Source organism: Rhizobium ruizarguesonis (assembly GCF_012349115.1).
Lineage (GTDB): Bacteria > Pseudomonadota > Alphaproteobacteria > Rhizobiales > Rhizobiaceae > Rhizobium > Rhizobium ruizarguesonis.
Window position 1 is genome coordinate 140,631 of sequence record NZ_PQIG01000133.1, and the last position, 25,944, is coordinate 166,574.

22 protein-coding genes and 1 other RNA gene are annotated in these 25,944 nt (G+C 61.6%); 12 read left to right on the plus strand and 11 right to left on the minus strand.

Features of this window, described 5'->3' with window-relative positions; all coding sequences use genetic code 11:
• Positions 1 to 261 precede the first annotated feature (261 nt).
• The 6 genes from rnpB to C3Y91_RS35445 all read right to left on the minus strand — a co-directional run bounded on the left by rnpB (position 262) and on the right by C3Y91_RS35445 (position 5,600).
• Positions 262 to 659, minus strand: an RNA gene (gene rnpB, locus C3Y91_RS35420) — RNase P RNA component class A.
• Positions 660 to 816: 157 nt separating this feature from the next.
• Positions 817 to 1,992: an NAD(P)/FAD-dependent oxidoreductase gene (locus C3Y91_RS35425; protein ID WP_130655907.1), complete on the minus strand. Its 1,176-nt coding sequence runs from the start codon at positions 1,990 to 1,992 to the stop codon at positions 817 to 819.
• 11 nt (positions 1,993 to 2,003) lie between these two features.
• Entirely contained in the window at positions 2,004 to 3,245 is a 1,242-nt protein-coding gene (locus C3Y91_RS35430; RefSeq protein WP_024320774.1) for an NAD(P)/FAD-dependent oxidoreductase, read from the minus strand.
• Between the two features lie 99 nt (positions 3,246 to 3,344).
• Positions 3,345 to 3,872, minus strand: coding sequence for a lytic transglycosylase domain-containing protein (locus C3Y91_RS35435; RefSeq protein WP_024320773.1), 528 nt, complete (start codon positions 3,870 to 3,872; stop codon positions 3,345 to 3,347).
• Between the two features lie 262 nt (positions 3,873 to 4,134).
• On the minus strand, positions 4,135 to 4,896 hold the full coding sequence (locus tag C3Y91_RS35440; RefSeq protein ID WP_024320772.1) for an N-acetylmuramoyl-L-alanine amidase: 762 nt from the start codon (positions 4,894 to 4,896) through the stop codon (positions 4,135 to 4,137).
• Positions 4,893 to 5,600, minus strand: a complete 708-nt coding sequence (locus tag C3Y91_RS35445) for a J domain-containing protein (RefSeq protein WP_003561040.1) — start codon at positions 5,598 to 5,600, stop codon at positions 4,893 to 4,895. The genes C3Y91_RS35440 and C3Y91_RS35445 overlap by 4 nt, the downstream gene beginning before the upstream one ends.
• 409 nt (positions 5,601 to 6,009) lie before the next feature.
• On the opposite strand from C3Y91_RS35445, the gene C3Y91_RS35450 reads away from it, so the two are divergent.
• The 3 genes from C3Y91_RS35450 (at position 6,010) to C3Y91_RS35460 (ending at position 8,962) form a co-directional block, all read left to right on the plus strand.
• The gene (locus tag C3Y91_RS35450; RefSeq protein ID WP_168576365.1) at positions 6,010 to 7,221 is read left to right on the plus strand and encodes a pyrophosphate--fructose-6-phosphate 1-phosphotransferase; all 1,212 of its coding nucleotides are present in this window, start codon (positions 6,010 to 6,012) and stop codon (positions 7,219 to 7,221) included.
• 57 nt (positions 7,222 to 7,278) lie between these two features.
• Positions 7,279 to 7,914, plus strand: a complete 636-nt coding sequence (locus C3Y91_RS35455; RefSeq protein ID WP_024320771.1) for a LysE family translocator — start codon at positions 7,279 to 7,281, stop codon at positions 7,912 to 7,914.
• A gap of 115 nt (positions 7,915 to 8,029) precedes the next feature.
• Positions 8,030 to 8,962, plus strand: a complete 933-nt coding sequence (locus C3Y91_RS35460) for a lytic transglycosylase domain-containing protein (RefSeq protein WP_168576366.1) — start codon at positions 8,030 to 8,032, stop codon at positions 8,960 to 8,962.
• 29 nt (positions 8,963 to 8,991) lie between these two features.
• Here C3Y91_RS35460 and C3Y91_RS35465 read toward each other — a convergent pair whose 3' ends face one another.
• Positions 8,992 to 10,416 carry a serine hydrolase domain-containing protein gene (locus C3Y91_RS35465; RefSeq protein ID WP_024320769.1) on the minus strand — a complete coding sequence of 475 codons (1,425 nt, stop codon included), beginning with the start codon at positions 10,414 to 10,416 and terminating at the stop codon, positions 8,992 to 8,994.
• A gap of 218 nt (positions 10,417 to 10,634) precedes the next feature.
• On the opposite strand from C3Y91_RS35465, the gene C3Y91_RS35470 reads away from it, so the two are divergent.
• The 5 genes from C3Y91_RS35470 to C3Y91_RS35490 all read left to right on the plus strand — a co-directional run bounded on the left by C3Y91_RS35470 (position 10,635) and on the right by C3Y91_RS35490 (position 15,812).
• Positions 10,635 to 11,879: a BtaA family protein gene (locus tag C3Y91_RS35470; RefSeq protein WP_024320768.1), complete on the plus strand. Its 1,245-nt coding sequence runs from the start codon at positions 10,635 to 10,637 to the stop codon at positions 11,877 to 11,879.
• Complete coding sequence (locus C3Y91_RS35475; RefSeq protein ID WP_024320767.1) at positions 11,876 to 12,550, plus strand: class I SAM-dependent methyltransferase; 675 nt, start codon at positions 11,876 to 11,878, stop codon at positions 12,548 to 12,550. Before C3Y91_RS35470 ends, C3Y91_RS35475 begins: the two co-directional genes overlap by 4 nt.
• Positions 12,551 to 12,676: 126 nt before the next feature.
• A complete protein-coding gene (locus tag C3Y91_RS35480; protein WP_018485179.1) occupies positions 12,677 to 13,474 on the plus strand; it encodes a glycoside hydrolase family 25 protein in 798 nt (265 codons plus the stop codon).
• An 81-nt stretch (positions 13,475 to 13,555) separates the two neighbouring features.
• Positions 13,556 to 14,773, plus strand: a complete 1,218-nt coding sequence (locus tag C3Y91_RS35485) for a lytic murein transglycosylase (protein ID WP_026171052.1) — start codon at positions 13,556 to 13,558, stop codon at positions 14,771 to 14,773.
• A gap of 133 nt (positions 14,774 to 14,906) precedes the next feature.
• Positions 14,907 to 15,812 (plus strand): DMT family transporter, encoded by a 906-nt coding sequence (locus C3Y91_RS35490; protein WP_168576367.1) that lies wholly within the window; start codon positions 14,907 to 14,909, stop codon positions 15,810 to 15,812.
• Positions 15,813 to 16,291: 479 nt separating this feature from the next.
• Here the strand turns inward: C3Y91_RS35490 and metF are convergent, their stop codons facing one another.
• The 4 genes from metF to C3Y91_RS35510 form a co-directional block, all read right to left on the minus strand.
• Positions 16,292 to 17,194, minus strand: a complete 903-nt coding sequence (gene metF / locus C3Y91_RS35495; protein WP_168576368.1) for a methylenetetrahydrofolate reductase [NAD(P)H] — start codon at positions 17,192 to 17,194, stop codon at positions 16,292 to 16,294.
• A gap of 1 nt (position 17,195) precedes the next feature.
• Entirely contained in the window at positions 17,196 to 18,221 is a 1,026-nt protein-coding gene (locus C3Y91_RS35500; RefSeq protein ID WP_018494816.1) for an ArsR/SmtB family transcription factor, read from the minus strand.
• A gap of 162 nt (positions 18,222 to 18,383) precedes the next feature.
• Positions 18,384 to 20,033, minus strand: a complete 1,650-nt coding sequence (gene ettA, locus C3Y91_RS35505) for an energy-dependent translational throttle protein EttA (protein WP_011652822.1) — start codon at positions 20,031 to 20,033, stop codon at positions 18,384 to 18,386.
• 98 nt (positions 20,034 to 20,131) lie between these two features.
• Positions 20,132 to 20,872, minus strand: a complete 741-nt coding sequence (locus C3Y91_RS35510) for a ribonuclease T2 family protein (protein ID WP_168576369.1) — start codon at positions 20,870 to 20,872, stop codon at positions 20,132 to 20,134.
• Positions 20,873 to 21,030: 158 nt separating this feature from the next.
• Between C3Y91_RS35510 and C3Y91_RS35515 the strand changes: the two genes are divergently transcribed.
• The 4 genes from C3Y91_RS35515 to C3Y91_RS35530 are packed head-to-tail and all read left to right on the plus strand — an operon-like array spanning position 21,031 to position 25,840.
• The gene (locus tag C3Y91_RS35515) at positions 21,031 to 21,978 is read left to right on the plus strand and encodes an alpha/beta fold hydrolase (RefSeq protein WP_168576370.1); all 948 of its coding nucleotides are present in this window, start codon (positions 21,031 to 21,033) and stop codon (positions 21,976 to 21,978) included.
• A 13-nt stretch (positions 21,979 to 21,991) separates the two neighbouring features.
• Positions 21,992 to 22,948: a DMT family transporter gene (locus tag C3Y91_RS35520; protein ID WP_130791754.1), complete on the plus strand. Its 957-nt coding sequence runs from the start codon at positions 21,992 to 21,994 to the stop codon at positions 22,946 to 22,948.
• Positions 22,949 to 22,965: 17 nt separating this feature from the next.
• Positions 22,966 to 24,168, plus strand: a complete 1,203-nt coding sequence (gene caiB / locus C3Y91_RS35525) for a succinate--glutarate CoA-transferase (RefSeq protein WP_130791755.1) — start codon at positions 22,966 to 22,968, stop codon at positions 24,166 to 24,168.
• A 13-nt stretch (positions 24,169 to 24,181) separates the two neighbouring features.
• Entirely contained in the window at positions 24,182 to 25,840 is a 1,659-nt protein-coding gene (locus C3Y91_RS35530; RefSeq protein WP_168576371.1) for a thiamine pyrophosphate-binding protein, read from the plus strand.
• Positions 25,841 to 25,944: the final 104 nt, after the last annotated feature.

The following is a 25,944-nucleotide window of genomic DNA, read 5'->3' on the forward strand; positions in this document are numbered from 1 at the left end:
ATTGCCCTGGTGCAGTGCGCATTTGGGATAGCATGGGACCATATGGGCGTCAATGGGATACGTCCATTTTGCAATGGACGCATGATCAAAAATTTATAAGCCGTTAAGTTTAACAAAGGGTTAGCAGCGTCATCTTACAAATGACACGCATTGGTATGCCTGCAGGAAAAATCCATCCGATGGATGCATAAACAGCCGCTTGAAAACAGCCGGTTTCAGCGACTTACGCTGAAAATCCGGCTGCCGCGCCACAAGATGGTAATCGCCAGTTGGCCTGTAAGCCGGGTTCTGTATGGCTCCGGCGTGAACCGGAACGTGGCAGCCATTCCTCTGGGACAGCGTTCGCACGCTGCCTCGCGCAACCCACCCGGATGACTGGCCTGGAAACCGGCCGGAAGGCCTTTCGACCTGCCACGTCATCCCTATTCGGTCTTGCTCCCGGTGGGGTTTACCGTGCCATTTCCGTTGCCGGAGATGCGGTGGGCTCTTACCCCACCCTTTCACCCTTACCTGTCATGACAGGCGGTTTGCTTTCTGTGGCACTTTCCCTGAGGTCGCCCTCGCCGGACGTTATCCGGCACCGTGTTTCCGTGGAGCCCGGACTTTCCTCACCCTACCGCCTTTCGGCATTGGTAAAGCGCGGCTGCCCAGCCAACTGGCAGGGCTCCCATAAACGAGAGAGATCGCAATTGCTATCGAAATAAACGATATCGCTCGGAGCAATTCCAGCAAGAATGCGCAGCGGTTTTGCGTCCGGAATTGCGGAACAACAAAAAGAGAGAGCACCTCCGTGATTCGGAGAAAAACGGAAATGCTCTAGCGAAATTGCGGTGTGAAATCCGTGGAATAGCCCTGTTCGCCGATTCTACCTGACAAAAGCAGCTCGGCTCCAAGCCGGCCGATTTCGTCCGAGCTCTTGGCCGACGTTCCGGCACAGCCCGTCAGCACCGCGATTTCTGGCGATGAGGTGTAGCCAATCATCGGGTAGCCACTTTCCGTATGCGACACGACGCAGGCCGCCGTCGAAATCGAGAGCGGCACGATATCGGGCACTAGACCTTCAACGATGCGTTTGAGATGCGCGCGCACCATATCGCGGCCCTCGGTCTTGAACCAGGCGCGCATGTCGGCGTCGCCGCTGAGTGCCAGATCGTCGGGATCGCCGCCGATCTTCAGATAGAATTTGCCGTCGGGATACCGGATCGGCGGCAGCAGGTAGATATCGATGCCGGGCGCCCGGAGAATGAGCGACGGCATCGCGGCCAGGCGCACAGCATCGGCCTCGCCCACCTCGAAAAGCGTCACGGTCCGGGCATAAACGGTCATGGCAACGGGCCGCGGCAACAGATTCTCCGCAATGGAAAATCCGCCCGCTGCCAGCAGCACCTTTTCACCGCGGCAGGTCCGGCCGCCGGCCGTCTCGACGACAGCCACGCCGCCCTCGCTACGGATCGAAACGACATAGTCACGAATGACGGTGGCGCCTGCCTTTTCGGCGAGCAGCGACTGCGCCTTGACCAGGCTGCGCGGACTGATGTGGCCGGCCCCCCTCGCCTCGAAGACGCCGGCGCCACCATCAGGAAAGGCGAAAAAGGGAAAGACGGCCTTCAGGCCGGCCCCATCGAGAAGGCGGGTCTCGACACCGAGCGAGATGGCGGCCTGTCGGGTTCTCTCGAGATAATCGCTTTCCGTCGGCGCGACGACGACGCAGCCGACCTCGCGATAGAAGTCGATGTCGCTGTCGCGGGCGATCTCGCCATAACGGCCGATCGAACGGTTGGCGAGCAGCGCCCAATTGCGGTCGGGATCGATGGTACGGGTGATGCGCCCCTCGTCGTAATGGCTGGCGAAGACGCCCTGATGCGCCTTGCGGTCATCAGGCTCGTCCGGACCGATCACCGCGACACCGTCGACTTGGCGCGCCAGATGCCGCGCCGCCGCTGCCCCCATCAGCCCGCGGCCGACGACGATATATTTGAAATCGACTGCCATGCTTTTCCTCTCTACGACGCCGCGTGTCTTTTCAGACCCGCAAAGGACGCTGTATCATCTTGAATTGCTGCGAAGACCGGCGTCAGTTCGCCGCCGAAATCCTGATCGCCGAGCCGTCCTTCCGCCAGAAGCACCGCCCCCAGCCGCCCTAGTTCGTCGGAGGATTTGGCCGCGACGAAATTGCCCCCTGTCAGCACCGCGACGCGTGGCGACTGCGTAAATCCGGCATAGGGATAACCGGTGAGTGTGAAATTCGCCACGCAGGGCGCCGAGGTCACGCGGCAACCGGCAAGCTCCGGCATCAGCTGCAAGGCGACACGCGAGAGATGATCGCGCTCGGCAGCATTGCCGTCGGAACGGAACCATGCGCCGGCATCCTCCAACCTCTCGAAGGAAAGCGCCTCGGTATCGCCACCGAGTTTCAGATAGGTCTTGCCGTCGGGATAACGCACCGGCGGCAGGATATAGATGTGATCCTCTTCCCGGTCACCGAGCACGATCGTCGACGGCATATCGCCGAAAACCGCCATCTCGCGCTCGCCGATTTCGTAGAAGGCGACGGTGCGCGCCATGACCCTGGTATCGACGGGACGCGGCAGCAGGGCATGGAAATTGCTGAAACCGCCAGCGGCGACCAGCACGCGCTCGGCGCTGTAGCTTCTGCCGCCGGCCGTCACCTCGACATGGGAACCGGCGTCGTGCACGGATGTCGCGGTTGCCTCGATCAGCGAGACACCACCCTGTTCGGCAAGCTTGATCTGCGCCCGCACCAGCGCACGGGGATTGATGTGGCCGGCGCGCTTACGCTCGAAATATCCGCTGAAATCAGGGGCAACGGCAAGATAGGGAAAACGTTGGGGAAGCTCCGACGGTGCGATGGTCTCTATATTGCTGCCGAGCGACCGGCTGACGGCCAGTGCCCGGTTGATGTAGTCCTGTTCGTCCGTCGGGGTCGGACCGGCAAAGAGGCAGCCGACCTCCGAATAGAAGGAAATGCCGCTCCTTGCCTCGATCTCGCCGTAGCGGTCGAGCGCGCGGGCGGCGAAGGTTCCCCAGGCAAGATTGCCGTCGAAAGTGCGGGTGATGCGCGCTTCGTCGTAGTGGCTGGCGAAGACGCCGTGATGGGTCATGCGCTGATCCGGCTCGCGCGGGCCGATCAGCGCGATGCCGTCGGCCATCGAGGAGAGATGCCGTGCGGCGGCGGCACCCATCATGCCGCTTCCGATGATGATGAACCTGAAATCGACTGCCATATCCCACCTCGTTTCAAGGCGGGATATCACGGCAAGCGTGCTGATTCATATCCGCAAAAATGCCGCAAGGGAATTTCGTCCCGACGCGACTGGCCATGCTCAGTCGAGCATTGCCAGGACCTTGCCGCAATAGGTCTTCGACACCGGGTTCATGCGCGTGGCGGCATGGCCGGCATTGTATTTCAGGATGGTGTTGCAGGTCTGCCCGCCGCCAAGCTGATGGGCGGCCGCCAGATATTTCATGCCGTATTTGATGTTGGTCTCCGGATCGAACAGGCCCTTCCTCGAGCCGGAATAGCCCATCATCCGCGCCGTCGCCGGCTTGATCTGCATCAGGCCGACTTCGCCGGCGCTGCCGCGGGCATTCGGATTGAAATTGCTCTCGACGCGCACGACGGCCTGGGCGAGTGCCACGGGCACGTTGTATTCAGCGGCATATTTGTTGATCAGGGAGGCATAGGGAGTGCTCGTGGAGAAATCCGGCATGGCATAGCCGCTCTGGCGATCGACGGTTTTCAGCGAGATGGTTTCGGCCCTGGCACCCCAGTCATCATTCGCCAAGGCAAAACTATATCCCGCCAGCAGCATGCCAACACATGCCGCAGCACCAACAATCATATTCTTCATGTAGTCTCTTCACTCCGACCCAAAGAATTACAGGACTGCGCGCCTCGCTGTCATCCGGTCACACGCGATCAATGACTGATCGCGTTCCGCAGCAATTCTTATCGTTTCATTTGGCGCTCATGGTTACACTTGAAAACAGCCGTGAGCGCTGTTCAGCGGGCGTTCTTAGACCATCGCAATGAGGAGATAATAGGGAAATGATGTGGCGAGGTGGATTTCACGCCGGCCGCAAGAAATCAGCCCTGATATCCGGCTCTTCCGGTCAGGAATAACGCGGCAATGCTGAAAGCAGCCGGTGCAGCGTGTCGATCGTCGAGAAATCGGCGATGCCATCCACCCGTTCGGGCCGGAAATGGCGCTGGAAAGCTTTCACGTCGCCCGCCGTTTTTTCGGAGAATTCACCCGTGATTTCAGTGCCGTAACCATAGAGTGACAGCATCGATTGCAGCGCCTCGACAGGCTGGCCTGTATCGCCGCGCTGGAAGAAGCGCCCGCCGGTGATCGTTGCCGGTTCGACCCAGTGCCCGATGCCTGCCCGGTGGAGCTCGGCCCAGGGGAATTTCTCGCCCGGATCGACCTTGCGGATCGGGGCGACATCGGAATGCCCGAGCACCCGTTCCGGCGTGATCGACCAACGTTTGACACAGTCGCGACACAATTCGATCACCGCAGCGATCTGCTCTTTCGGATAATCAGGAAGCCCGCCCGGATGGCCGGCATTGGCGATCTCGATGCCGATCGACAGCGAATTGATATCAGTCTCGCCGTGCCAGCTGCTTTTTCCCGCGTGCCAGGCACGCCGTGTTTCCGGCACGAGCTGCACCACCTCGCCGTTCTCATGCACGAAATAGTGGCTGGAAACTTGGCTCTCGGCGCGACAGAGCCAGTCGAGCGCACCATCTGCCGTCGGCATGCCGGTATAGTGCAGCAGGATCATGTCGGGACGGCGCCCATCCGCCCGCTCGCCATGGTTCGGCGAAGGCTGCACGCGGGCGCTGCTGCAGTCGGCCTCGAAAGAGGTCATGCGGCGCGGCGTTCCTTCTCGATCGCCTCATAGGCCGCGTTCAGCGCCGCCATGCGCTCATTGGCAATCACGTGGAATTCCTTCGGCACGCCGCGCGAGATCAGCCGATCGGGATGATGTTCGCTGACGAGGCCGTGGTAACGGCGGCGGATGGTCGGGAAATCATCCGAAGGCGAGACGCCGAGCACCTTGTAGGGATCGCCGCCGGACGAGACGTGGCGGGCGGCAATCTGCTCGAAGCGAGTTTCGCTCATCTGGAAGATCTCGCCGATATGGCGCAGAAAATTCAGTTCCTTCTCGTGGATCAGCCCGTCGGCCTTGGCGATGTGAAAGAGGCCGTCGAGCACGTCTTCCAGCACCGGGCAATTGGCCGCACAGGTGACGCAGAGCGTGGAGAGCCGTTCGGCATAGGCTTCGTAGCCGGCGACGTCCTGCCGCGCGAGGTTGTAAAGCCTGGCGACATTCTTTGCCTGATCCTGCGGGAATTCGAAGATTTCGCGGAAGGCTTCGACCTCCTTCTCGCTGACGATGCCGTCGGCCTTGGCCATCTTGGCCGACAGAGCGATGATCGCCACGGAGAAAGCCACCTTACGCCGGGTCTCGGGATCGCCTTCGAAAACCGTGCGGATAGCCTCGACCACCGCAGACAGCGCATTGCCTGCGGTATTGCCAATGGCATTCAACAGTTTTTCCCAGAAGGACATCGAAAATCTCACACACTTGTCAATTTATACGCAAAACAGCTTGACCAAAGAATCGCAGCCTTTGCAAGGCGACTATTGGTCGTAGGGCCGAACACAGTTTTCACGATTTGGTAATTGTCGCACCGCAGCAAACGATTCATCGCGCCCGCTTCATCTCGTATAAGGCGACTGGCCGGCAGTCGCCGGCACCGCCCGGCACGGGGCTCCGGTGCGCGCGACGGAAATTTCCACAACAGTTCTCGGCAAGCAGATCGGGCTTGAAACGATTATATCGCACTTCCAGTCGCCTTTGCAGTCCAACGCGGCAGAAAGGCGCGTTTTTCGTAAATTCTTTACTTTACAGGCCCCTTTCCCTGCCGCATCCATGCGCTAGGTAACGCCGCCGCACCGAAACGCCATAGGAGGGATCATGGCCAAGCAGAAAGTCGCAATGCTGACCGCCGGAGGCCTGGCGCCCTGTCTCTCTTCCGCTGTCGGTGGCCTCATCGAACGCTACAGCGACGTCGCGCCCGATCTCGATATCGTCGCCTACAAGTCGGGCTACCAGGGTGTGCTCATCGGCGACAGCCTCGAGATCACCCGCGAGATGCGCGAAAAGGCGCCGCTGCTGCACCGCTATGGCGGCTCGCCGATCGGCAATAGCCGCGTCAAGCTCACCAATGCCGCCGACTGCGTCAAGCGCGGCCTGGTCAAGGAAGGCGAGAATCCGCTGCGGGTCGCCGCCGAACGCCTTGCCAATGACGGCATTACCACTCTCCACACGATCGGCGGCGACGACACCAACACCACGGCCGCCGACCTTGCAGCCTACCTCGCCGCCAACGGCTACGATCTGACCGTCGTCGGCCTGCCGAAGACTGTCGACAATGACGTCGTACCGATCCGCCAGTCGCTCGGCGCCTGGACGGCCGCCGAAGTTGGCGCGCATTTCTTCGACAATGTCGGCAACGAGCAGACGGCCGCGCCGCGCACTCTCGTCATCCACGAGGTGATGGGCCGCCATTCTGGCTGGCTGACGGCCGCCACCGCTCGCGCCTATCTCCAGCGCACCAGCCGCAACCAATATGTCGATGGCCTGATGATGAACGCACATCTGAAGAGCATCGACGCCGTCTACCTGCCTGAGATGGCCTTCGACCTCGACGCTGAGGCCGCCCGTCTGAAGGAGAGCATGGACCGCAACGGCCACGCTACCGTCTTCGTCTCGGAAGGCGCCTGCCTCGACGCCATCGTCGCCGAGCGCGAAGCCGCCGGCGAGACCGTCAAGCGCGATGCTTTCGGCCATGTGAAAATCGACACGATCAATGTCGGCGCCTGGTTCCAGAAGCAGTTCGCCAATCTGCTCGACGCCGAGCGTTCCCTGGTGCAGAAATCGGGCTATTTCGCCCGCTCCGCGCCTGCCAACGGCGATGACCTCAGGCTGATCCAGAGCATGGTCGATCTCGCCGTCGAAAGCGCTCTCAATAGAGTGTCCGGCGTCACCGGCCACGATGAAGGCCAGAACGGTAAATTGCGCACTATAGAATTCCCGCGCATCAAGGGCGGCAAGACTTTTGACCTTTCGACCGGATGGTTTGCCGAAGTCATGGACAATATAGGCCAGAAATACAAAGAAGCGTGATTGACGGATGGTTAATATGATGTCTTTGCTTATTCCTGAGGAATAGGAGGAGACACCATGTCACTTGAAGCTTGGCTCGCTTTTGCGGCCGCATCCGCCATCATGCTGGCCATACCGGGACCGACGATACTTCTCGTCGTTTCCTATGCGCTCGGTCATGGACGCAGGACGGCGTTTGCGACGGTGAGCGGCGTGGCGCTTGGTGACTTCACGGCGATGACGGCTTCCCTCTTCGGTCTTGGTGCCGTTCTGGCCGCCTCCGCGACCCTCTTCACCATCTTGAAGTGGATCGGCGGCGCCTACCTGATCTGGTTGGGAATCAAGCTCTGGCGGGCTCCCATCATCGGCGAACCGGTTGCCGACAACGACAATCTGCCGGAGGAGAAGTCGCTCAAGATCTTCCTCCACGCCTATGTCGTCACCGCCCTCAATCCGAAGAGCATCATCTTCTTCGTCGCCTTCGTGCCGCAGTTCCTCAATCCGGCCCTGCCGTTCGTCGGGCAGATGGCGATCATGGAAGCGACCTTCCTTGTGCTGGCGATCCTCAACGCCTCCACCTACGCTTTTCTCGCCCATACCGCGCGCGGATTGATTCGCAAGGCGAGCATCCAGCGCGCCGTAAACCGCACCGGAGGCACTCTGCTAATCGCTGCAGGTGCCGTAACAGCCGGGTATCGCCGTATTGCAGCCTAGTAATATTCCGTGGTTGCCGGAATGTCACGAATAGGTTAATGGGGTCACTAGGGCTTAAGGTTTTTGGTAACTTTTATACGCTGCCGGGGCGGCGCGATTTCACGAAAGTGGCGGAATGGTAGCGATCGGATTATCCGGCCTGAAACGCAGTCTTGTCGTTTCCACGATACTCTGCGGCATGATGACGGGATGTGCGAGCGTCGAATACACATCCCAGGCCGAACTGACAGCTGTCCAGACCGTCGTGCCGATGCCGAAACCTGGCGAAGATGCAACACTCGCCGCGATCCCGACAGCCGAAGGCGCAGCCGGTCAGGCGGTTGCAGGCGCCACCATTCCCCAGGCATCATCCCCCTCCCTGACCGCAACGGCGATGCCGGCCGTGACAGCTTCTCAGCCTGGCGATCTTACCATGCAGCCGGCAGCCTATGCGCAGATCCCGCTGACGCCCGAGATGACGGCGATCCAGTCCGTCGTGCCGACGCCGCGTCCGGGAACGCCGGCACAGCCGACAACGCAGCTTGCCTTTGCCGCCACACCGCAAAACAGCGCGCTTGCAGCACTTGCCGCAGTCGACACCACGCCGCGCGCCAGCATGGACTACGGTTTCGACGAATCCGGGCCGATCGATCCGCCGACGGCGCCCCCGATGTTCAGCGACGACGACAAAGACGACGCGCCGACGGTCGAGAAGGGCTTCGTCACCAAGCTCATCGCCAAATATTCGAAGGTCTACGAAATTCCCGAGACGTTGCTTCACCGCATCGTCCATCGCGAGAGCCGCTATAATCCGAAGGCCTACAATAAGCGCGGCTATTTCGGCCTCATGCAGATCAAGTACAACACCGCCAAGTCCATGGGTTATGACGGTGCCCCGGGCGGCCTCTTTGATGCCGAGACCAACATCAAATATGCCGCGAAATATCTGCGCGGCGCCTGGCTCGTCTCCGACAGTAAGGAAGACGATGCCGTCCGCCTGTATGCGCGCGGCTATTATTACGACGCCAAGCGCAAGGGCATGACCGACATCGCCCAAGGTAATTATTGAAATCTGGAGATAACGGCTGAAGCCGCTGCCTATGGCTGCGGCTGTGTCTGTCGTTGCGATCCGGCCTGCTGTTGCGGCCCACGTGGTTGCGGCAATGCCGCCAGGATCACCTTGAGCAGCACCTGCGGCTGATAGTCGAGCCGGCTCGGCGTCAGGCCAAGCCTGACGACGATCAGATTGGCGGAGGGGACGATCGCCATGCTCTGCCCGTCATGCCCCGTCAGCCAGAACGTATCCTCCGGCAGCCCGAACGCGGCGCTTGAGCCGCCAGGAGCGAGCCAAGCCTGACCCTGCGTATACCGCCCGTTCGATGCTGCCGTCGGGGTGCGCATGGCGCCGACGAAACCCTCCGGTAACAGCCGCTGGCCGTTCCACACGCCATCCTGCAGCAGGAACTGCCCGAAGCGCGCCCAGTCATGCGCCGTCGCATAGAGATAGGAGCTTCCGGCAAAGGTGCCGCGCGCATCGAGTTCGAACACCGCGCTCGTCATGCCGAGCGGCGAAAACAAGGCGTCGTGCGGATAAGAAAAGGCCGCCTGAGCATTGCCGACCCTGTCCATCCAGATGCGCGACAGCAGCACGGCAGTGCCGCTCGAATAGCGGAAGCGTTGGCCGGGTGCCGCCTCCATCGGTGCATTGGCCGGCAGCGATACCATGTCGGGATCGAGATAGAGCATGCGCGTCACATCGGCGACGTCGCCATAGTCCTCGTTGAAGGCGAGGCCGCTCTCCATGCCGAGCAGGTCGGAAACCTTGATTCTGGCGCGCGTATCGTTCTTCCACTGCGCCAACAGGTTATCATCGTCGAAAGAGATCTTGCCGCCGAGCATCAGCCGGCCGAGGACCGCCGCATTCACCGTCTTCGTCATCGACCAGCCGATCAGCGGCGTCTTTGCCGAGAAGCCGGGGCCATAGGCCTCAGTGACGATGCGGCCATCGCGCACCACCACGATCGCCCGCATTGCCGGGCCGGCAACTCCGGTATCGGCAAGCAGCGCGGCGATCTTTCCGTCCTGTTGATCGCCGGTGCCCTCACCCTCGGGCCATAATGCATCGTTCGCCTGCACCTTGGCCGGCGGATCGAAGGGCACCGCATTCGCCGCCGCCTCAAAATTGCCGTCCGGCACGCTCGTGCAGCCGAAAGCGCCGCGATAGAGCGCATAACTCGGCGCAAACAGCCCCATGAAGCGCGCCGTCACACGGTCGTTGTCGCGGTCGACGCTGACGCGCACCAGCCGCAGTAACGGATTTCCGGGCGCCTGGACATCGTCATGGAGCACATCCTCAGCCCCTCGGCCGGCAATGAAGACGTTGGAGCAGACGATCTTGGCGGCATAACCGTCGCCGACGCGCAGCAATTCCGGCGGCCGGATGAAGAGCCAGCCGGCAGCAGCGATGACGACGAGAACGAGAAGGAGAGCGAGCGCCTTCAGGATACGCAGGACAAATCGCATGGCATTCCTCCCTGCCGGGAGAGAAGCAGGAATCGCACGCGCCGGAAAGGGGCCGAAGCGAAGAACGGCCATCATCCCGATCACTTTCACAGGAGAGCCACCCGGTCGCTCTGCCGAGGAGGTCGAAGTCTCCCAGGAACGGCGCCTCCACAGCCCGCGTCATCAAACTGTAGCAGAGGCGCGTTACACGCCCTGAACGCTAAAAAGGTGACAGACTCATGTCAGAATTTGCACCGGATGCCGGCTTCCGCAAGAACCGGAAACTCAAGGACGCCCTTCTCCGCCACAAGGCTTTTTCGAAGGATGGCTTTTCCGAGCGTCTCTTCGGCCTTCTCTTTTCCGGCCTCGTCTATCCGCAGATCTGGGAGGATCCGGATCTCGACATGCAGGCGATGGAGCTGAAGCCCAACCATCGCATCGTCACCATCGGTTCTGGCGGCTGCAACATGCTCGCCTATCTCTCCAAGGCGCCGGCCTCAATCGACGTCGTCGATCTCAACCCGCATCACATCGCCCTGAACCGCCTGAAGCTTGCCGCCTTCAAACACCTTCCCGGCCATACCGATCTCGTCCGCTTCCTGGCGATGCCGAACGAGAAGTCGAACAGCCGCGCCTACGACCAGCATCTCGCCGCACGCCTCGATGAGGCGACCCGCAGCTACTGGAACGGCCGCAAGTTCGGCCGCCGCCGTGTCACCGTCTTCGACCGCAACATCTACGAAACCGGTCTGCTCGGCCGCTTCATCGGCGCGGCCCATCTTCTTGCCCGCCTGCATGGTGTCAAGCTGCGCGAGATGACCAAGACCCGCTCGATCCGCGAGCAGCGCCAGTTCTTCGACGAGCAGATCGCGCCGCTCTTCGAAAAGCCGGTCGTGCGCTGGATCACCGGTCGCAAGAGCTCGCTCTTCGGCCTCGGCATTCCGCCGCAGCAATATGACGAACTTGCAAGCCTTGCCGCCGATCATTCGATCGCGCCGGTGTTGAAGCACCGCCTGGAAAAGCTCGCCTGTCATTTCCCGATGAGCGACAACTATTTCGCCTGGCAGGCCTTTGGCCGCCGCTACGGCACCGAAGCGGAAGGCCCGCTGCCGACCTATCTGAAGTCGGAGCACTATGAGGTGATCCGCGCCAATGTCGACCGCGTCAACGTCCACCACGCAAGCTTCACCGAGCTTCTGGCGCGCGAGCCGGCCGCCTCGCGCGACCGCTACATCCTGCTCGACGCACAGGACTGGATGACCGACGAGCAACTGAACGACGTCTGGACGGAAATCACCCGCACGGCGCGCGAAGGCGCCCGCGTGATCTTCCGCACCGCCGCCGAAAAGAGCATCATCGAAGGCCGTCTGGCTTCTGTGATCCGCGACCAGTGGGATTACTTCGAGGAGAAGTCACGTGAGCTGACCGCGCTCGATCGCTCGGCAATCTATGGCGGCTTCCACATCTACGGGAAGAAGGCGTGAGCAAGGTCGGCACTGAAACGGCAGGAAAGAGCGATGAACATGCCAGCCTGATGGATGGCATGTATCGCTACCAGCGCCATATCTACGACCTGACCCGCAAATATTATCTTCTCGGCCGCGACAGCACGATCCGCAATCTCGACGTGCCCGAAGGCGGCACCCTGCTTGAAGTCGGCTGCGGCACGGGGCGCAACATGGCTTTCGCCCACAGGCATTTCCCGACCGCCAAACTGTTCGGCCTCGACATATCCCAGGAAATGCTGATTTCGGCGCGCAGAACCTTCGCCACCAAGGCGACGATCCCGGAATTCCGCGTCGCCGACGCCACGGCGTTCACACCGCGCGAATTCGGCGTCAGCGGCTTCGACCGCATCCTGATTTCCTACGCCCTGTCGATGATCACCGATTGGGAGCGCGCCGTCGATGCATCGATCGCCGCACTCAATCCCGGCGGCCAGCTGCACATCGTCGATTTCGGCCAGCAGGAAGGCTTGCCGGCCTGGTTCCGGCGCATGCTGCAGTCCTGGCTTGCGAAATTCCACGTCACCCCGCGCCCCGATCTGCGTGAGATTCTGGAAGCGCAAGCCCATGAAAACAACGCGATATTGTTGTTCGATACCGTCGGCGGCGGTTATGCTTGGCGGGCTGCTATTATCAGCAAGCGCTTATAATTCGCTTGAAACTAACCGATTTTTTACGTTGATATGGTGAAAAGAGGGTTATTCCTCTGCTGACTCGTCTTTTTCGAAGGTCAGGCTGTGGGGCAAAGAGATCATTCGAGTTACGACAGGACGCCCATGCGCCGGTTTTTGTTTTGCGTTTTGCCCCTGGCCATCCTGCTGGCCGGCTGCAGCTCCTCCGGTCATGACTATCTCGAAACGGCGTCGATCAAACCGAAGACACGCTTCAAGGATACCGATCCGCAGGATTTCGGGGCGAAGCACCCGCAGCAGAACGCGATCCACGGCATCGACATCTCCAAATGGCAGGGCGATATCGACTGGGGCACGGTGAAGAATTCCGGAGTGGCCTTCGCCTTCATCAAGGCGACGGAAGGCAAGGACAGGGTCGATCCGCGCTTCGACGAATACTGGCGCGAGGCCCGCGCCGCCGGCATCCCGCACGCTCCCTATCATTTCTATTATTTCTGCTCCTCCGCCGACGAGCAGGCCGACTGGTTCATCCGCAACGTGCCGAAGGAGGCCATGCGCCTGCCGCCGGTGCTTGACGTCGAATGGAACGCCGAATCGAAGACCTGCCGCTACCGCCCCGACGCTGAAACGGTGCGCGCCGCAATGCAGCGTTTCATGGACCGGCTGGAGGCCTATTACGGCAAACGCCCGATCATCTATACCTCGGTCGATTTCCATCGCGACAATCTCGCCGGCTACTTCCAGGATTATCATTTCTGGGTCCGTTCGGTGGCAAAACACCCCGAGGTGACCTACTCCGACCGCCGCTGGGCCTTCTGGCAATATACCTCGACCGGCGTTATTCCTGGCATCAGTGGGCCGACCGATATCAATGTCTTCGCCGGCAGCGCAAAGAACTGGAACAATTGGGTCGCGGCCGTTTCCAAGGATAGAAATTCTTAGTAACGTCTTGCGATGTTTCTTGCTTCCGTCACATTCGTCTGTGAAAGCGACGGCAATCTGTTTGATATAAGGACCGCATCCATGCACCGCTCGCTCGCAAGCCGCTCTGCACTCGCCCTTCTGTTTGCCCTCGCCCTCGCAGGCGGCGCGGCCGCCCAGCAGGCGCCAGACGCAGCCCCGGCAGCGCCCTGCGGCGGCGATCTGTCCGCCTTCCTCGACGGCGTCAAGAAAGATGCGGTCGCAGCCGGCGCCAGTGCTGCAGCCGCCGACGAGGCCTTCGCCGGCGCCGAGATCGACCCCAAGGTGCTGAGCCGGGATCGTGCCCAGGGCGTCTTCAAGCAGACCTTCCTCGAATTCTCCCAGCGCACCGTCAGCCAGGCCCGCCTCGACATCGGCCGCCAGAAGATGAAGCAATATGCCGACGTCTTTGCCCGCGCCGAGCAGGAGTTCGGCGTGCCGCCGGGCGTCATCACCGCCTTCTGGGCGATGGAAACCGATTTCGGCGCCGTCCAAGGCGATTTCAACACCCGCAACGCCCTGGTGACGCTGTCGCATGACTGCCGCCGCCCGGAACTCTTCCGCCCGCAACTGATCGCCCTTGTCGAGATGGTTCAGCACGGCGACCTCGACCCCGCCACCAATACCGGCGCCTGGGCCGGCGAGATCGGCCAGGTGCAGATGCTGCCGCGCGACATCATTGCCTATGGCATGGATGGCGACGGTGACGGTCATATCCGCCTGAAGCAAAGCAGCCCGGACGCCATCCTGACGGCGGCGAAATTCATCCAGCATCTCGGCTTCGAGCGCGGCCAGCCCTGGCTGCAGGAAGTGACCCTGCCCGATAATCTGCCCTGGGAAAAATCCGGCCTCGGCGGCACGATGAAAGCGGGAGAATGGTTCGCGCTTGGCGTCAAGCCGCGCGACGGCAATACCGCCTTCGGCAACCTCGAAGGCGACCTCGTTCTGCCGCAGGGCCGCATGGGACCGGCCTTCATCGCCTATCCCAATTTCAAGATCTATCTCGAATGGAACAAGTCGTTCATCTACACGACCTCGGCTGCCTATTTCGGGACGCGCCTTTCGGGCGCCGAACCCTATCTCAAGGGCGTGCCGGAACAGGGGCTCGCCAGCGACCAGATGAAGGCGCTGCAGACCAAGCTGCAGTCGCTCGGCCATGATGTCGGCGAGATCGACGGCATCCTCGGCTCCGGCACGCGTGTCGCGATCCAGAAAGAACAGCAGCGCCTCGGCATGCCGGCCGACGGCTGGGCGACGCCTGCCCTTCTCAATGCTCTCTGATCCCCGCTGACATTTTACCGCCGCCCGCTTCGCAAGAAACGGGTGGCGCGGTCCGCCACCTGCGCTAAAGCATCAAGTCGAAATCCGGTGCCGGCTTTCGGCAAAACGAGCGGCTCACGGTGGAGGAATCGGCATGGACAGCAGGATGAATGCCTGGACCTGGGGCCTGCTGGTCCTGCTCGGCCTGATCTGGGGTGGCTCCTTCTTCTTTGCCCGCATCGCCGTCCAGCATGTGCCGCCGCTGACCCTCGTCTTCTTCAGGCTGCTGCTCGCGGCGCTGGCGCTGCATATCTATATCGCCGGCCGTTTTGAATTCTATGCGATCCTCAAGGCCCGCTGGTGCGAATTCCTGATCCTCGGGCTCATCAACAATGCCCTACCGCATGCGCTGATCTTCTTCGGCCAGACCCGCATCGGCGCCGGTCTTGCGGCGATCCTGAATGCGACGACACCGATCTGGACCGTGCTGATCGCCAACTACTTCACATCAGACGAGAAGCTGTCACCGGCAAAGATCGCCGGCTGCCTCGTCGGTTTGGCCGGAACGATCGTGCTGATCGGCCCCGGCATGTCGGCTGGTGGCGAAGCGCCGCTCTGGGCGCTGTTTCTTCCCGTACTTGCCGCCATCTCCTATGGCTTCGCCGCCACTTACGGCAAACGCTTCAAGGATGTTCCTGCCCCTGTCACTGCAGCCGGCCAGTTGAGCGCCTCCTCGCTGATTGCGCTGCCGCTGTCGCTGCTGACCGATCGTCCCTGGGCGCTTGCCGCACCGCCGCTGGATGCGCTCCTGGCCATCCTGGCGCTGGCGCTGCTGTCGACGGCCTTCGGCTACATCCTCTATTTCCGGATCATGGCGACCGCCGGCGCCACCAACGCCTCGCTCGTCACCCTACTGGTGCCGCCGAGCGCCATCCTTCTCGGCGTGCTTTTCCTCGGCGAAAGGCTCGCATTTGGCGAATTGGCCGGCATGGCGCTGATCGGTTTCGGCCTCATCATTCTCGATGGCCGCGCCTATCGCCTGCTGGCGAAAGCTGTTTGAACCGGTTGCGAATTTCGTATGTTTTCAACCGGTTGCCGATCCGCCATGTTTTGGACGCATAGGTAAATCCACGATCGCCTGATTTAACGGCATGTTAAATTGTGTGAACAAAAATTTGTTGAAAATTACTGATCTATTTCAAAGGCTTGCAAGAGCGCTATTCGACTTATCCACCGAACCGTTCTGCAGCGCAGCATAAGATCTGCTTCCCAACCGACATATTTCAGACATATTATCGGCCGGTTAACGCGAGGAGACAGACATGGGACTCACGCAATCCTTGAATGTTCTGTTGGTCAGTGCAGCGTTTGCTTTCGTCTTGTCCATGCTCTTCATCTGAGCCGGCCGACGAAAGTATGACGACTGATAGTGCCTAAACTCCTGGATAGCTGATCAATCCGCCAACGAAAAAGCGCATGTCCCGCCCGACATGCGCTTTTCACTTTTACAGCGCCGCGCGTCTTTCAGACGCGCAAAGATCAGGCGGCTGCGCCCGCACTTTTTGCCGCCGAGCGGGAGAGGCCGAGATTGTCGAGCACAGCGGAAACCAGCGGCGCACGGTTCATCGTATAGAGATGAAAATCATGGATGCCACGCCGGACGAGATCCTCGATCTGTTCGGCAGCGACTTCGGCGGCGACCTTCGCCCGCTCCTCGGGCTTGTCGTCGAAGCCTGCAAAGCGCTCGTCGAGGAAGGCGGGGATGATTGTGCCGCAGGCCCCGGCAAAGCGTTTCAGCTGCGTCAGGTTCTGGATCGGCATGATGCCGGGCACAACGGGGATCGAGATGCCGGCGCCGCGCACCCGCTCCAGATAGCGCTCGAAATTGTCGTTGTCGAAGAAGAACTGCGTCAGCGCCCGGTCGGCGCCATTGTCGGCCTTGCGCTTCAGCATGTCGATATCCGCAGCCGTATCGCGGCTTTCCGGGTGCTTTTCCGGATAGGCGGAGACCGAAATCTCGAAATCGCCAATTTCCTTGAGGCCAGCCACCAGCTCCGCCGCATTGGCATAACCGCCGGGATGCGGCTGGTAGGGCGCGCCGGCGCCGCCTGGCGCATCGCCGCGCAGCGCCACGAAATGCGTTACGCCGGCCTTGCGGAACGTATCGACCACCTGATGCGTCTCCTCCTTGGTCGCGCCGACACAGGTGAGATGCGAGGCAGTGGCAAGCGGCGTCTGTGAGAGGAAACGCGTGACAGCGGTCAGCGTCGGCGCCTTTGTGGTGCCGCCGGCGCCATAGGTCACCGACACGAAATCCGGGTCCCAGTCCTGCAGCTGGCTGACGGTATGCCAGAGCTGCCCTTCCATCTCTTCCGATTTCGGCGGGAAGAATTCGAAGGAGACCCTGATGTTACGGCCGCGTGCTTCGTTTTTCAAAGCCATGTCATACCCTCCCGGCAAATGTAGGTTCAGCGCCCTCGCTCGTCTGCGAAGCCATGAGGCGCCTCGGATCGCGCGCGAGCCAGACGGTGACCGTCAACCCCTGCCCGCTTTGCTGACCCGGATGAAGATCGACGGCCTGCTCGACGTCGAGCCCGGCCTTGCGCAACCAGTCGGACATCGCCTGGTGCGAAAAGCCGAGACGGACATGCGCATGCTCGTCGCGGAGATATTCAAGCGTGTGCGGCGCCAGGTCGATGACCACGAGCCGACCGCCCGGCCGGAGCATGCGCGCCGCTTCCGCGATCGCAATTTCCGGCTGATCGAAGAAATGCAGCACTTGATGGATCGTCACCAGGTCGAAATCCTGTCCCTCGAACGGCAGGTTCAGGATATCGGCGTGGCGCACGGTGGCCTTGGTGATGCGGGACTTGTCGAGATTGGCGCGCGCCACGCTCAGCATGTCGCGGCTGGCATCGACTCCGATCGCCCGGCGGTAGAGGCCGGACAGAAGCTCGAGGATGCGGCCGGTGCCAGTGCCGAGATCAAGCAGCGAATCGATCGGCTGGTTGCCGAGCAGCCGGATGACAGCGGCGTCGACCTCCTCATCAGCCGCATGCAGGCGGCGAAGCTCGTCCCATTCGGCCGCGTTGCGGCTGAAATAGGCCTGCGCCCGCTCGGCACGCTGGCGCTTGACTTGCGAAAGCCGCTCGCCATCGCGAAGGATGGTCGGATCGTTCTCGGAGACATGCTTGAGTAGCGCCCGCACCAGCATGGCCGCCTTGCCGTCCTGCTTCAGGCGGAAATAGGCCCAGGCGCCCTCCTGGTAGCGTTCGATCAGTTCGGCTTCGCCGAGCAGCTTCAGATGGCGGGAGATGCGCGGCTGGGACTGGCCGAGAATTTCGGTAAGATCGGTCACCGTCAGGTCGCCGCCGTCAAGAAGCGCCAGAAGACGCAGGCGCGTGGGCTCGCCGGCCGCCTTCAAGACGTCCACCAGCGCATCCAGTCCAAGCTTCAACGGTTCGCTCATCTTTGATCCAATCAAGACATAAAGATATCTTTATGTGATTTGAAAAGCAGTGGCAAGCGGCAATTCGCTCTCTCCACGAAATTGCCTGCTCAGATTGCGACAGAGCCCGACATGAAAAAGCCCCGGCGAACCGGGGCTCTCACAAACGAAAAATGGGTGAAATCAGCGTGTCAGGCGCTTATGGGCCTGGCTGCCCGGGTTGAGGGCGTCGGGGCCGAGACGACGAACCTTGTCCTGTTCATAATCCTCGAAGTTGCCTTCGAACCATTCGACATGGCCGTCGCCTTCGAAAGCGAGGATATGCGTCGCCAGACGGTCGAGGAACATGCGATCATGGCTGATGATGATGGCGCAGCCGGCGAAATTCTCAAGCGCGTTTTCCAGGGCACCCAGCGTTTCCGTATCGAGGTCGTTGGTCGGTTCGTCGAGCAGCAGAACGTTGCCGCCGGCCTTCAGCATCTTGGCAAGGTGAACGCGGTTGCGCTGACCACCGGAGAGATTGCCGACCTTCTGCTGCTGATCGCCGCCCTTGAAGTTGAAGGCGCCGCAATAGGCACGGGAGTTCATGTCGAACTTGCCAAGCTTGATGATTTCGGCGCCGCCGGAAATTTCCTCCCAGACCGTCTTGTCGGCCGCAAGGGTGTCACGGCTCTGGTCGACATAACCGAGATGCACGGTTTCGCCGATGCGGATCGAACCGCCATCCGGCGTTTCCTGGCCGGTGATCATCCTGAATAGCGTCGTCTTGCCGGCGCCGTTCGGGCCGATGATGCCGACGATGCCGCCTGGCGGCAGCTTGATCGACAGGTCGTTGATCAGCGTGCGGCCCTCGAAGCCCTTGGTGATGCCGTCCATCTCGATGACCACCTGGCCGAGGCGCTCGCTGACCGGGATGATGATCTGCGCATCGCCGGGACGCTGCTTCTCGGCGGCATCCACCAGCTGCTCGTAGGACTTGATACGGGCCTTGGACTTGGCCTGACGGGCCTTCGGGCTGGAAGCGATCCATTCCTGTTCGCGGCTGATCGCCTTCTGGCGCGATGCATCTTCGCGGCTTTCCTGCAACATGCGCTTGGCTTTCGCCTGCAAGTAGGCCGAATAGTTGCCCTCGTAAGGAATGCCACGGCCGCGGTCGAGCTCGAGGATCCATCCGGTGACGTTGTCCAGGAAGTAGCGATCGTGGGTAATCATCATCACGGCGCCCGGATAGTCGCGCAGATGCTTTTCGAGCCAGGCAATGGTTTCGGCGTCCAGGTGGTTGGTCGGTTCGTCGAGTAGCAGCAGATCCGGCTGCGAAAGCAGCAGGCGGCAGAGCGCGACACGGCGACGCTCACCACCGGAAAGGCTGGTGACTTCGGCGTCGCGCGGCGGGCAGCGCAGCGCTTCCATCGCCATCTCGACCTGGCTTTCCAGATCCCAGAGGTTCTGGCTATCGATGACGTCCTGAAGCTTGGCGCCCTCTTCCGCCGTCTCATCGGAATAGTTCATCATCAATTCATTGTAGCGATCGAGGACAGCCGTCTTCGAGGCGACGCCTTCCATGACGTTCTCGAACACCGTCTTGTTGGGATCGAGATGCGGCTCCTGCTCCAGATAGCCGACGGTCGCACCTTCGGCGAGCCAGGCTTCGCCGGTATACTCCTTGTCCTGGCCTGCGATGATGCGCAATACGGTGGATTTACCCGCGCCGTTCGGACCGAGAATACCGATCTTGGCATCCGGGTAGAACGAAAGGTGGATATTCTCCAGGATCTTCTTGTTGCCATAGGCCTTATTGAGGCCGGACATATGATAGATGAACTGACGTGCCATGCTGCGCTGCTCCGGGCGGGAAACTTTGATTGTGCCGCTATGTAGGCGAAACAGCGCCTCCGGGCAACGCCGAAACCCGGTTTACTCAGGATTTCCGGTCAAAAGCCCGCAGCGTCGACAACGCCCTCGTCGCAGCCGAACGACGTTTTTCCAGCACCCTGGATCAAATCGGCAAGCCCGGCACTTTTCGCCGATACCGCTCCGGCGGCTTCCGAAAGCCCGATCGTCAGCTCACTGATCATCCTGACATTGCCGGCCCGCCGGCAGCTCATCTTGACGCGGTCGCCGGCACCCGGCCCGAAGCTCTTGTCGAAAGCCGCCTTGATCGCTTCGGCCTTGACCGGCTTGCCGATATTGGCAGCGAAGAGATCGCGCACGGCCGACGCATTGAGTGCGCCCACGAGATGCACGCCAACGCCGAAATAGTCGTCGGCGCTCATCTTCGTGCAGGTGCCATGCTTCACCCATTCATGCCGTTCCAGGCCGGATTGCGTGCCGGGCATCGCCTTTGCCAGCGCCGTCTTCGTCTCCGCTGCAAGCGTGATCTCCGGCAGCTTGTTCCAGTCGCCATCCTTGTCGGCGGCCTTCTGCTCGGCGCTCACGCCGCAATAATCCTCCCGCATCGGCCAGAGTCCATGCAACGAGAAGTTCGTCGCGTCAGGGCGCTCGCCGGTCTGGCTTGCACATTCGGCCTTCTTCTGGTTCGTCTGGCAAAAGGCCGGCTGCCAGCTCGCCGCCAGAATGAAGCGGGTGCGCCCGCCAGCCTCCTGCGCCACGGCGGCGCCGGCAACAACCATCGACACGGCGAACGACAAGGTACGCAACTGCATGCTGCTCATTTCAACCCCCTAAAAAGAACAATACAGGAACAAATAAGCATCAAAATCAAAAGGCCGCAACCCTGAATCGCAACAAGGCTGCAAATTGTTATCAGATAATCAAATGCCCATGTTGCAATTACCCGGCGATCTGGTCTGTTGCCGCCGGGAGGATCCACATGTTTTCTGAAACGCAAAGGCTCGCCGTGCCAGGGGCGTCGCTGGCCTATCATCATGCCGAGGCCGAAGCTGCGGCCCGCGGCATCCTATTGATATCGCATGGCTTGGCCGAACATTCGAAACGATACCGCTCCTTTGCCGAGGCGATGGCAGAGCGCGGCTATCACGTCTATGCCCACGATCATCGCGGCCACGGCGAGACGACGGCACCCGATGCGCCGATCGGCCGCTTTGCCCGGCGCGGCGGGGTCAAAAGGGTGATCGGCGACGTCATCGCCATGCGCGGCCACGCGGTCTCCCGCCATCCCGGTCTGCCGGTGACCCTCTTCGGCCATTCGATGGGCGGCCTCATCGCCCTCAATGCAGCCGTCACGGCTCCGGCCGACTTCGATGCTGTCGCCGTCTGGAATTCGAATTTCGCCGTCGGCCTTGCCGGCCGCGCCGCCCAGGCGATCCTGCTTGCCGAGCGCATGCTGAAGGGCTCCGACGTGCCAAGCGGCCTGCTGCCGAAGCTCACCTTCGGCGCCTGGGGCAAATCCATTGCCGGCCGCCGCACCGAGTTCGACTGGCTGTCGCGTCGTCCTGATGAAGTCGACAAATATGTCGCCGATCCGCTCTGCGGCTTCGACGCCTCAGTCTCTCTCTGGCTCGATCTCTTCGAGCTGACCTTCCGCGCGCCGCAAAAGATCCATCTCGATCGGCTGCCGCGGGACTTGCCGATCCATCTCGTCGGCGGCGGAGAGGACCCGGCGACGGAGCGGGGAAAAGCGGTGCTCTGGCTGTCAAACCATTTGAAAGGCCGGGGCTTCTCTCGTATCAGCACTCAGATATATCAGGACGTGCGACACGAAACGCTGAACGAGATCGGCGCGGATGCGGCGATCGCAGCCTTCGCCGACTGGTGCGACGGCGGTCGCAAGATCCTGAGCGACCAATATCCTGAGTGACAAGGATTTTATCGTGAACAGCACCCCGACCCGACCCGTATCATCCACCTCCGACGTGATGACGGGGCTTGTGCTGATGTTCCTCTCGGTGATGGTGTCGCCGCTCATCGATATTTTCGCCAAGCTTGCAATCACGACCGTGCCATCCGGCGAGATCACCGCCGGTCGCTTCGTCGTCCAAGCGCTCTGCATGCTGCCGATCGTGATATGGCGGCGCAGCTTCGCCGAATTCTCCTGGCGCCAGAGCCTGTTCCATGCCATCCGCGGCGGGATCATTACCGTCTCGATGATCTCCTTCGTCACCACGCTGAAATATATGGCGGTCGCCGACGCGATCGCGATCTTCTTCGTAGAGCCGATCATGGTGACGATCCTCGGCGGCATCTTCCTCAAGGAGACGATCGGCTGGCGGCGCTATACCGCCTGCGGCGTCGGCTTCTTCGGGGCGATGCTGATCATCCAGCCGAGTTTCGAAGAGGTCGGCTACATCGCGCTTCTACCTGTCGTCAGTGCTCTTTGCATCGCGATCTTCGTGCTGATGACTCGCGCCCTCTCGCACAGGGAAGACCCCTGGTCGATGCAGTTCCAGATGAGCATCTGGGGCTTGCTCTTCTGTGCCGTCCTGCTTTTCCTGGGTCAGGCAACCGGCTCCGACCTCTTCGATCCGGTCATGCCGGAAGGCCGCGCCTGGTTCTATGTCGCCGGCGTCGGCGCGATGGCCGCAATCACCGGCATCCTCGGCGTCTACGCCTATCGCGCAGCACCGGCCTCGACGCTGGCGCCGCTGCAATATTTGGAGATCGTTTCGGCAACGATCTTCGCCTGGCTGGTCTTCGGTGACTTTCCGGATGCCGTCAAATGGCTCGGCATTGCCATCATCGTGGCAGCGGGCTTCTACATCCTCTGGCGCGAGCGCCGCTTTGCTTCAAAGCCTGTATCCGATACATCTGAGGTGACGCTGGCGCCGTAGATATTGCCGGGAGGAACATGACAGAGACCGTGACCAAAAAGCCGCCGCTTGCCGGCATCCGGGTGATCGAGCTTGCCCGCGTGCTCGCCGGCCCCTGGGCGGGACAGATGCTCGCCGATCTCGGCGCCGACGTGATCAAGGTCGAAAACCCCGACGGCGGCGACGATACGCGCCAATGGGGGCCGCCCTTCGTCGAGGGCGCCGATGGCGAAAATCTCTCGGCCGCCTATTATCACGCGGCCAATCGCGGCAAGCGTTCCGTCACCGCCGATCTGAAGAGCGCCGAAGGCCAGGATTTCGTCCGCCGCCTCGTCTCCACCGCCGATGTGGTGATCGAGAATTTCAAAGTCGGCGGCCTCGCCAAATTCGGCCTCGATTACGACAGCCTGCGCAAGGTGAATCCGAAGCTCGTCTATTGCTCGATCACCGGTTTCGGCCAGGACGGCCCCTATGCCCATCTCGCCGGCTACGACTACATCGTCCAGGGCATGTCCGGCTTCATGTCGATTACCGGTGAACCGGACGGCCAGCCGATGAAGGCAGGTGTTGCCATCGCCGATATCTTCACCGGCATCTATGCCGTCTCGGCGATCGAAGCCGCCCTGATCCACGCCTTGAAGTCAGGTCAAGGCCAGTTGGTCGACATGGCCCTGCTCGACGTGCAATCGGCGGTGCTCGCCAATCAGAACATGAATTACCTGGTTTCCGGCGAGGCACCGACCCGCCTCGGCAATGCCCACCCCAATATCTCGCCCTATGAGGTCGTGCCGACGGCGGACGGGTACCTCATCCTCGCAGTTGGAAACGACGGCCAGTTCCGTCGCCTCTGCAGCATCCTCGGCCTGGAGGCCATCGCCGGCGACGAGCGTTTCGCCACCAACAAAGCCCGCGTCGGCAATCGCGCCGAGGTGCGCCGCCTCATCTCCACCGAGACGCTGAAGTGGCAGAAGGCGGATCTGCTGAAGGCCTGCGAGGAGAATTCAGTTCCATCAGGCGCAATCAACACGATCGAGGAAATGTTCGCCCATCCGCAGGTGCAGGCCCGCGGCCTGCGCATCGACCTTGCGGATGCCGCCGGCACCGTGATCCCCGGTGTCAGGACGCCCGTGGTGCTGTCGGAGACGCCGCTGCGTTATATCAGGCCGAGCCCGCGTCTCGGCGAACACCAGGCAGAAATTCTGGCGGAACTCGCCGAGCGCGAGAGGAAGGCATCGTCATGAAGAAGGCATTGTCATGAAGAAGACGGGCGGAGAACTGATCGTCGAGGCGCTGAAGGCGAACGGCGTCAGGCGTCTCTCCTGCGTGCCCGGCGAGAGCTTCCTCGCCGTGCTCGACGCGTTGCGCGACAGCGATATCGACGTCCTTGTCTGCCGCCAGGAGGGCGGAGCGGCGATGATGGCGGATTGTTGGGGCAGGCTGACCGGCGAACCCGGCATCTGCATGGTGACCCGCGGCCCCGGCGCCACCAACGCCTCCGCCGGCCTGCATATCGCTAAGCAGGACTCGATCCCGATGATCCTGTTTATCGGCCAGGTGCAGCGCGAAGCACGTGAGCGCGAGGCCTTCCAGGAGGTCGAGTTCCGCCGCGCCTTCACCGAATTCGCCAAATGGGTGGGCGAGATCGACGATGCCGCCCGTATTCCCGAATTCGTCACCCGCGCCTTTGCGGTCGCAACTTCCGGCCGTCCCGGCCCTGTGGTGCTGACGCTGCCGGAGGACATGCTGCGCGATGAGGTCGAAGCACCCCGCGCCAGGCACTATGCCACCGTCGAGGCCCATCCCGGCCGCCGCCAGGTCGACGATCTCTATGTAAGACTGCTGAAGGCCGAGCGGCCAATGGTAATCCTTGGCGGTACGCGCTGGGATGCCGATGCGGTCGCCGATTTTCAGAGCTTCGCCGAACGTTTTCACCTGCCTGTCGGCTGCTCCTTTCGCCGGCAGATGCTGTTCGATCATCTCCATCCCTGCTACGCCGGCGATGTCGGTATCGGCATCAATCCGGCGCTGGCAAAGGAGATCAGGGAGAGCGACCTGCTGATCCTGCTTGGCAGCCGCATGTCGGAAATGCCGTCCTCGTCCTATACGCTGATCGATATCCCCTACCCCCAGCAATCGCTGGTGCATATCTATCCCGACCCTTCCGAGCTCGGCCGCGTCTACCGTCCGGATCTTGCCATCTGCGCGGCACCTGCCGATTTCGTCGCCGCACTCGCCGATCTGGAAGCGCCGGCCGAACCGCTCTGGGCGGAGCGCACCACCCGCCTGCACCAGGCCTATCTCGCCTGGTCGAAGCCGCCCTTGAGCGGACCGGGCGCCGTCCAGATGGGGCCGATCATGGAATGGCTGGAGGCCAATACCGGGCCGCAGACGATCTTCACCAATGGTGCGGGCAACTACGCCACCTGGGTGCACCGCTTCCATCGTTTTCGCCGCTTCAACACCCAAGCCGCCCCCACCTCCGGGTCAATGGGTTACGGCCTGCCGGCCGCCGTCGCCGCCAAGCGTCTCTTTCCCGAGCGCGAGGTCATCTGTTTTGCCGGCGACGGCTGCTTCCTGATGCACGGCCAGGAATTCGCCACCGCCATCCGCTACGGCCTGCCGATCATCGCAGTTGTCGTCAACAACGGCATCTACGGGACGATCCGCATGCATCAGGAGCGCGAGTATCCCGGCCGCGTCAGCAGCACCGATCTGACCAATCCCGACTTCGCGGCCCTTGCCCGCGCCTATGGCGGCCACGGCGAGACGGTGGAGACGACGGCGGATTTCGCCCCGGCCTTCGAGCGGGCACGCGCCAGCAGCAAGCCGGCAATCATCGAGGTCAAGCTCGATCCTGAAGCGATCACACCGACACGCACGCTCTCCGAAATCGCGCAAACAAAAAGCCGGTGAGCACGCGCAGTGCTCACCGGCTTCAGGCAATCGGAATGGTACGACTTAGAGCGGTTCAGCTTTTCATAGAAGCGCAGAGCCGCTCTAATCTTTTGTTTTTTTGC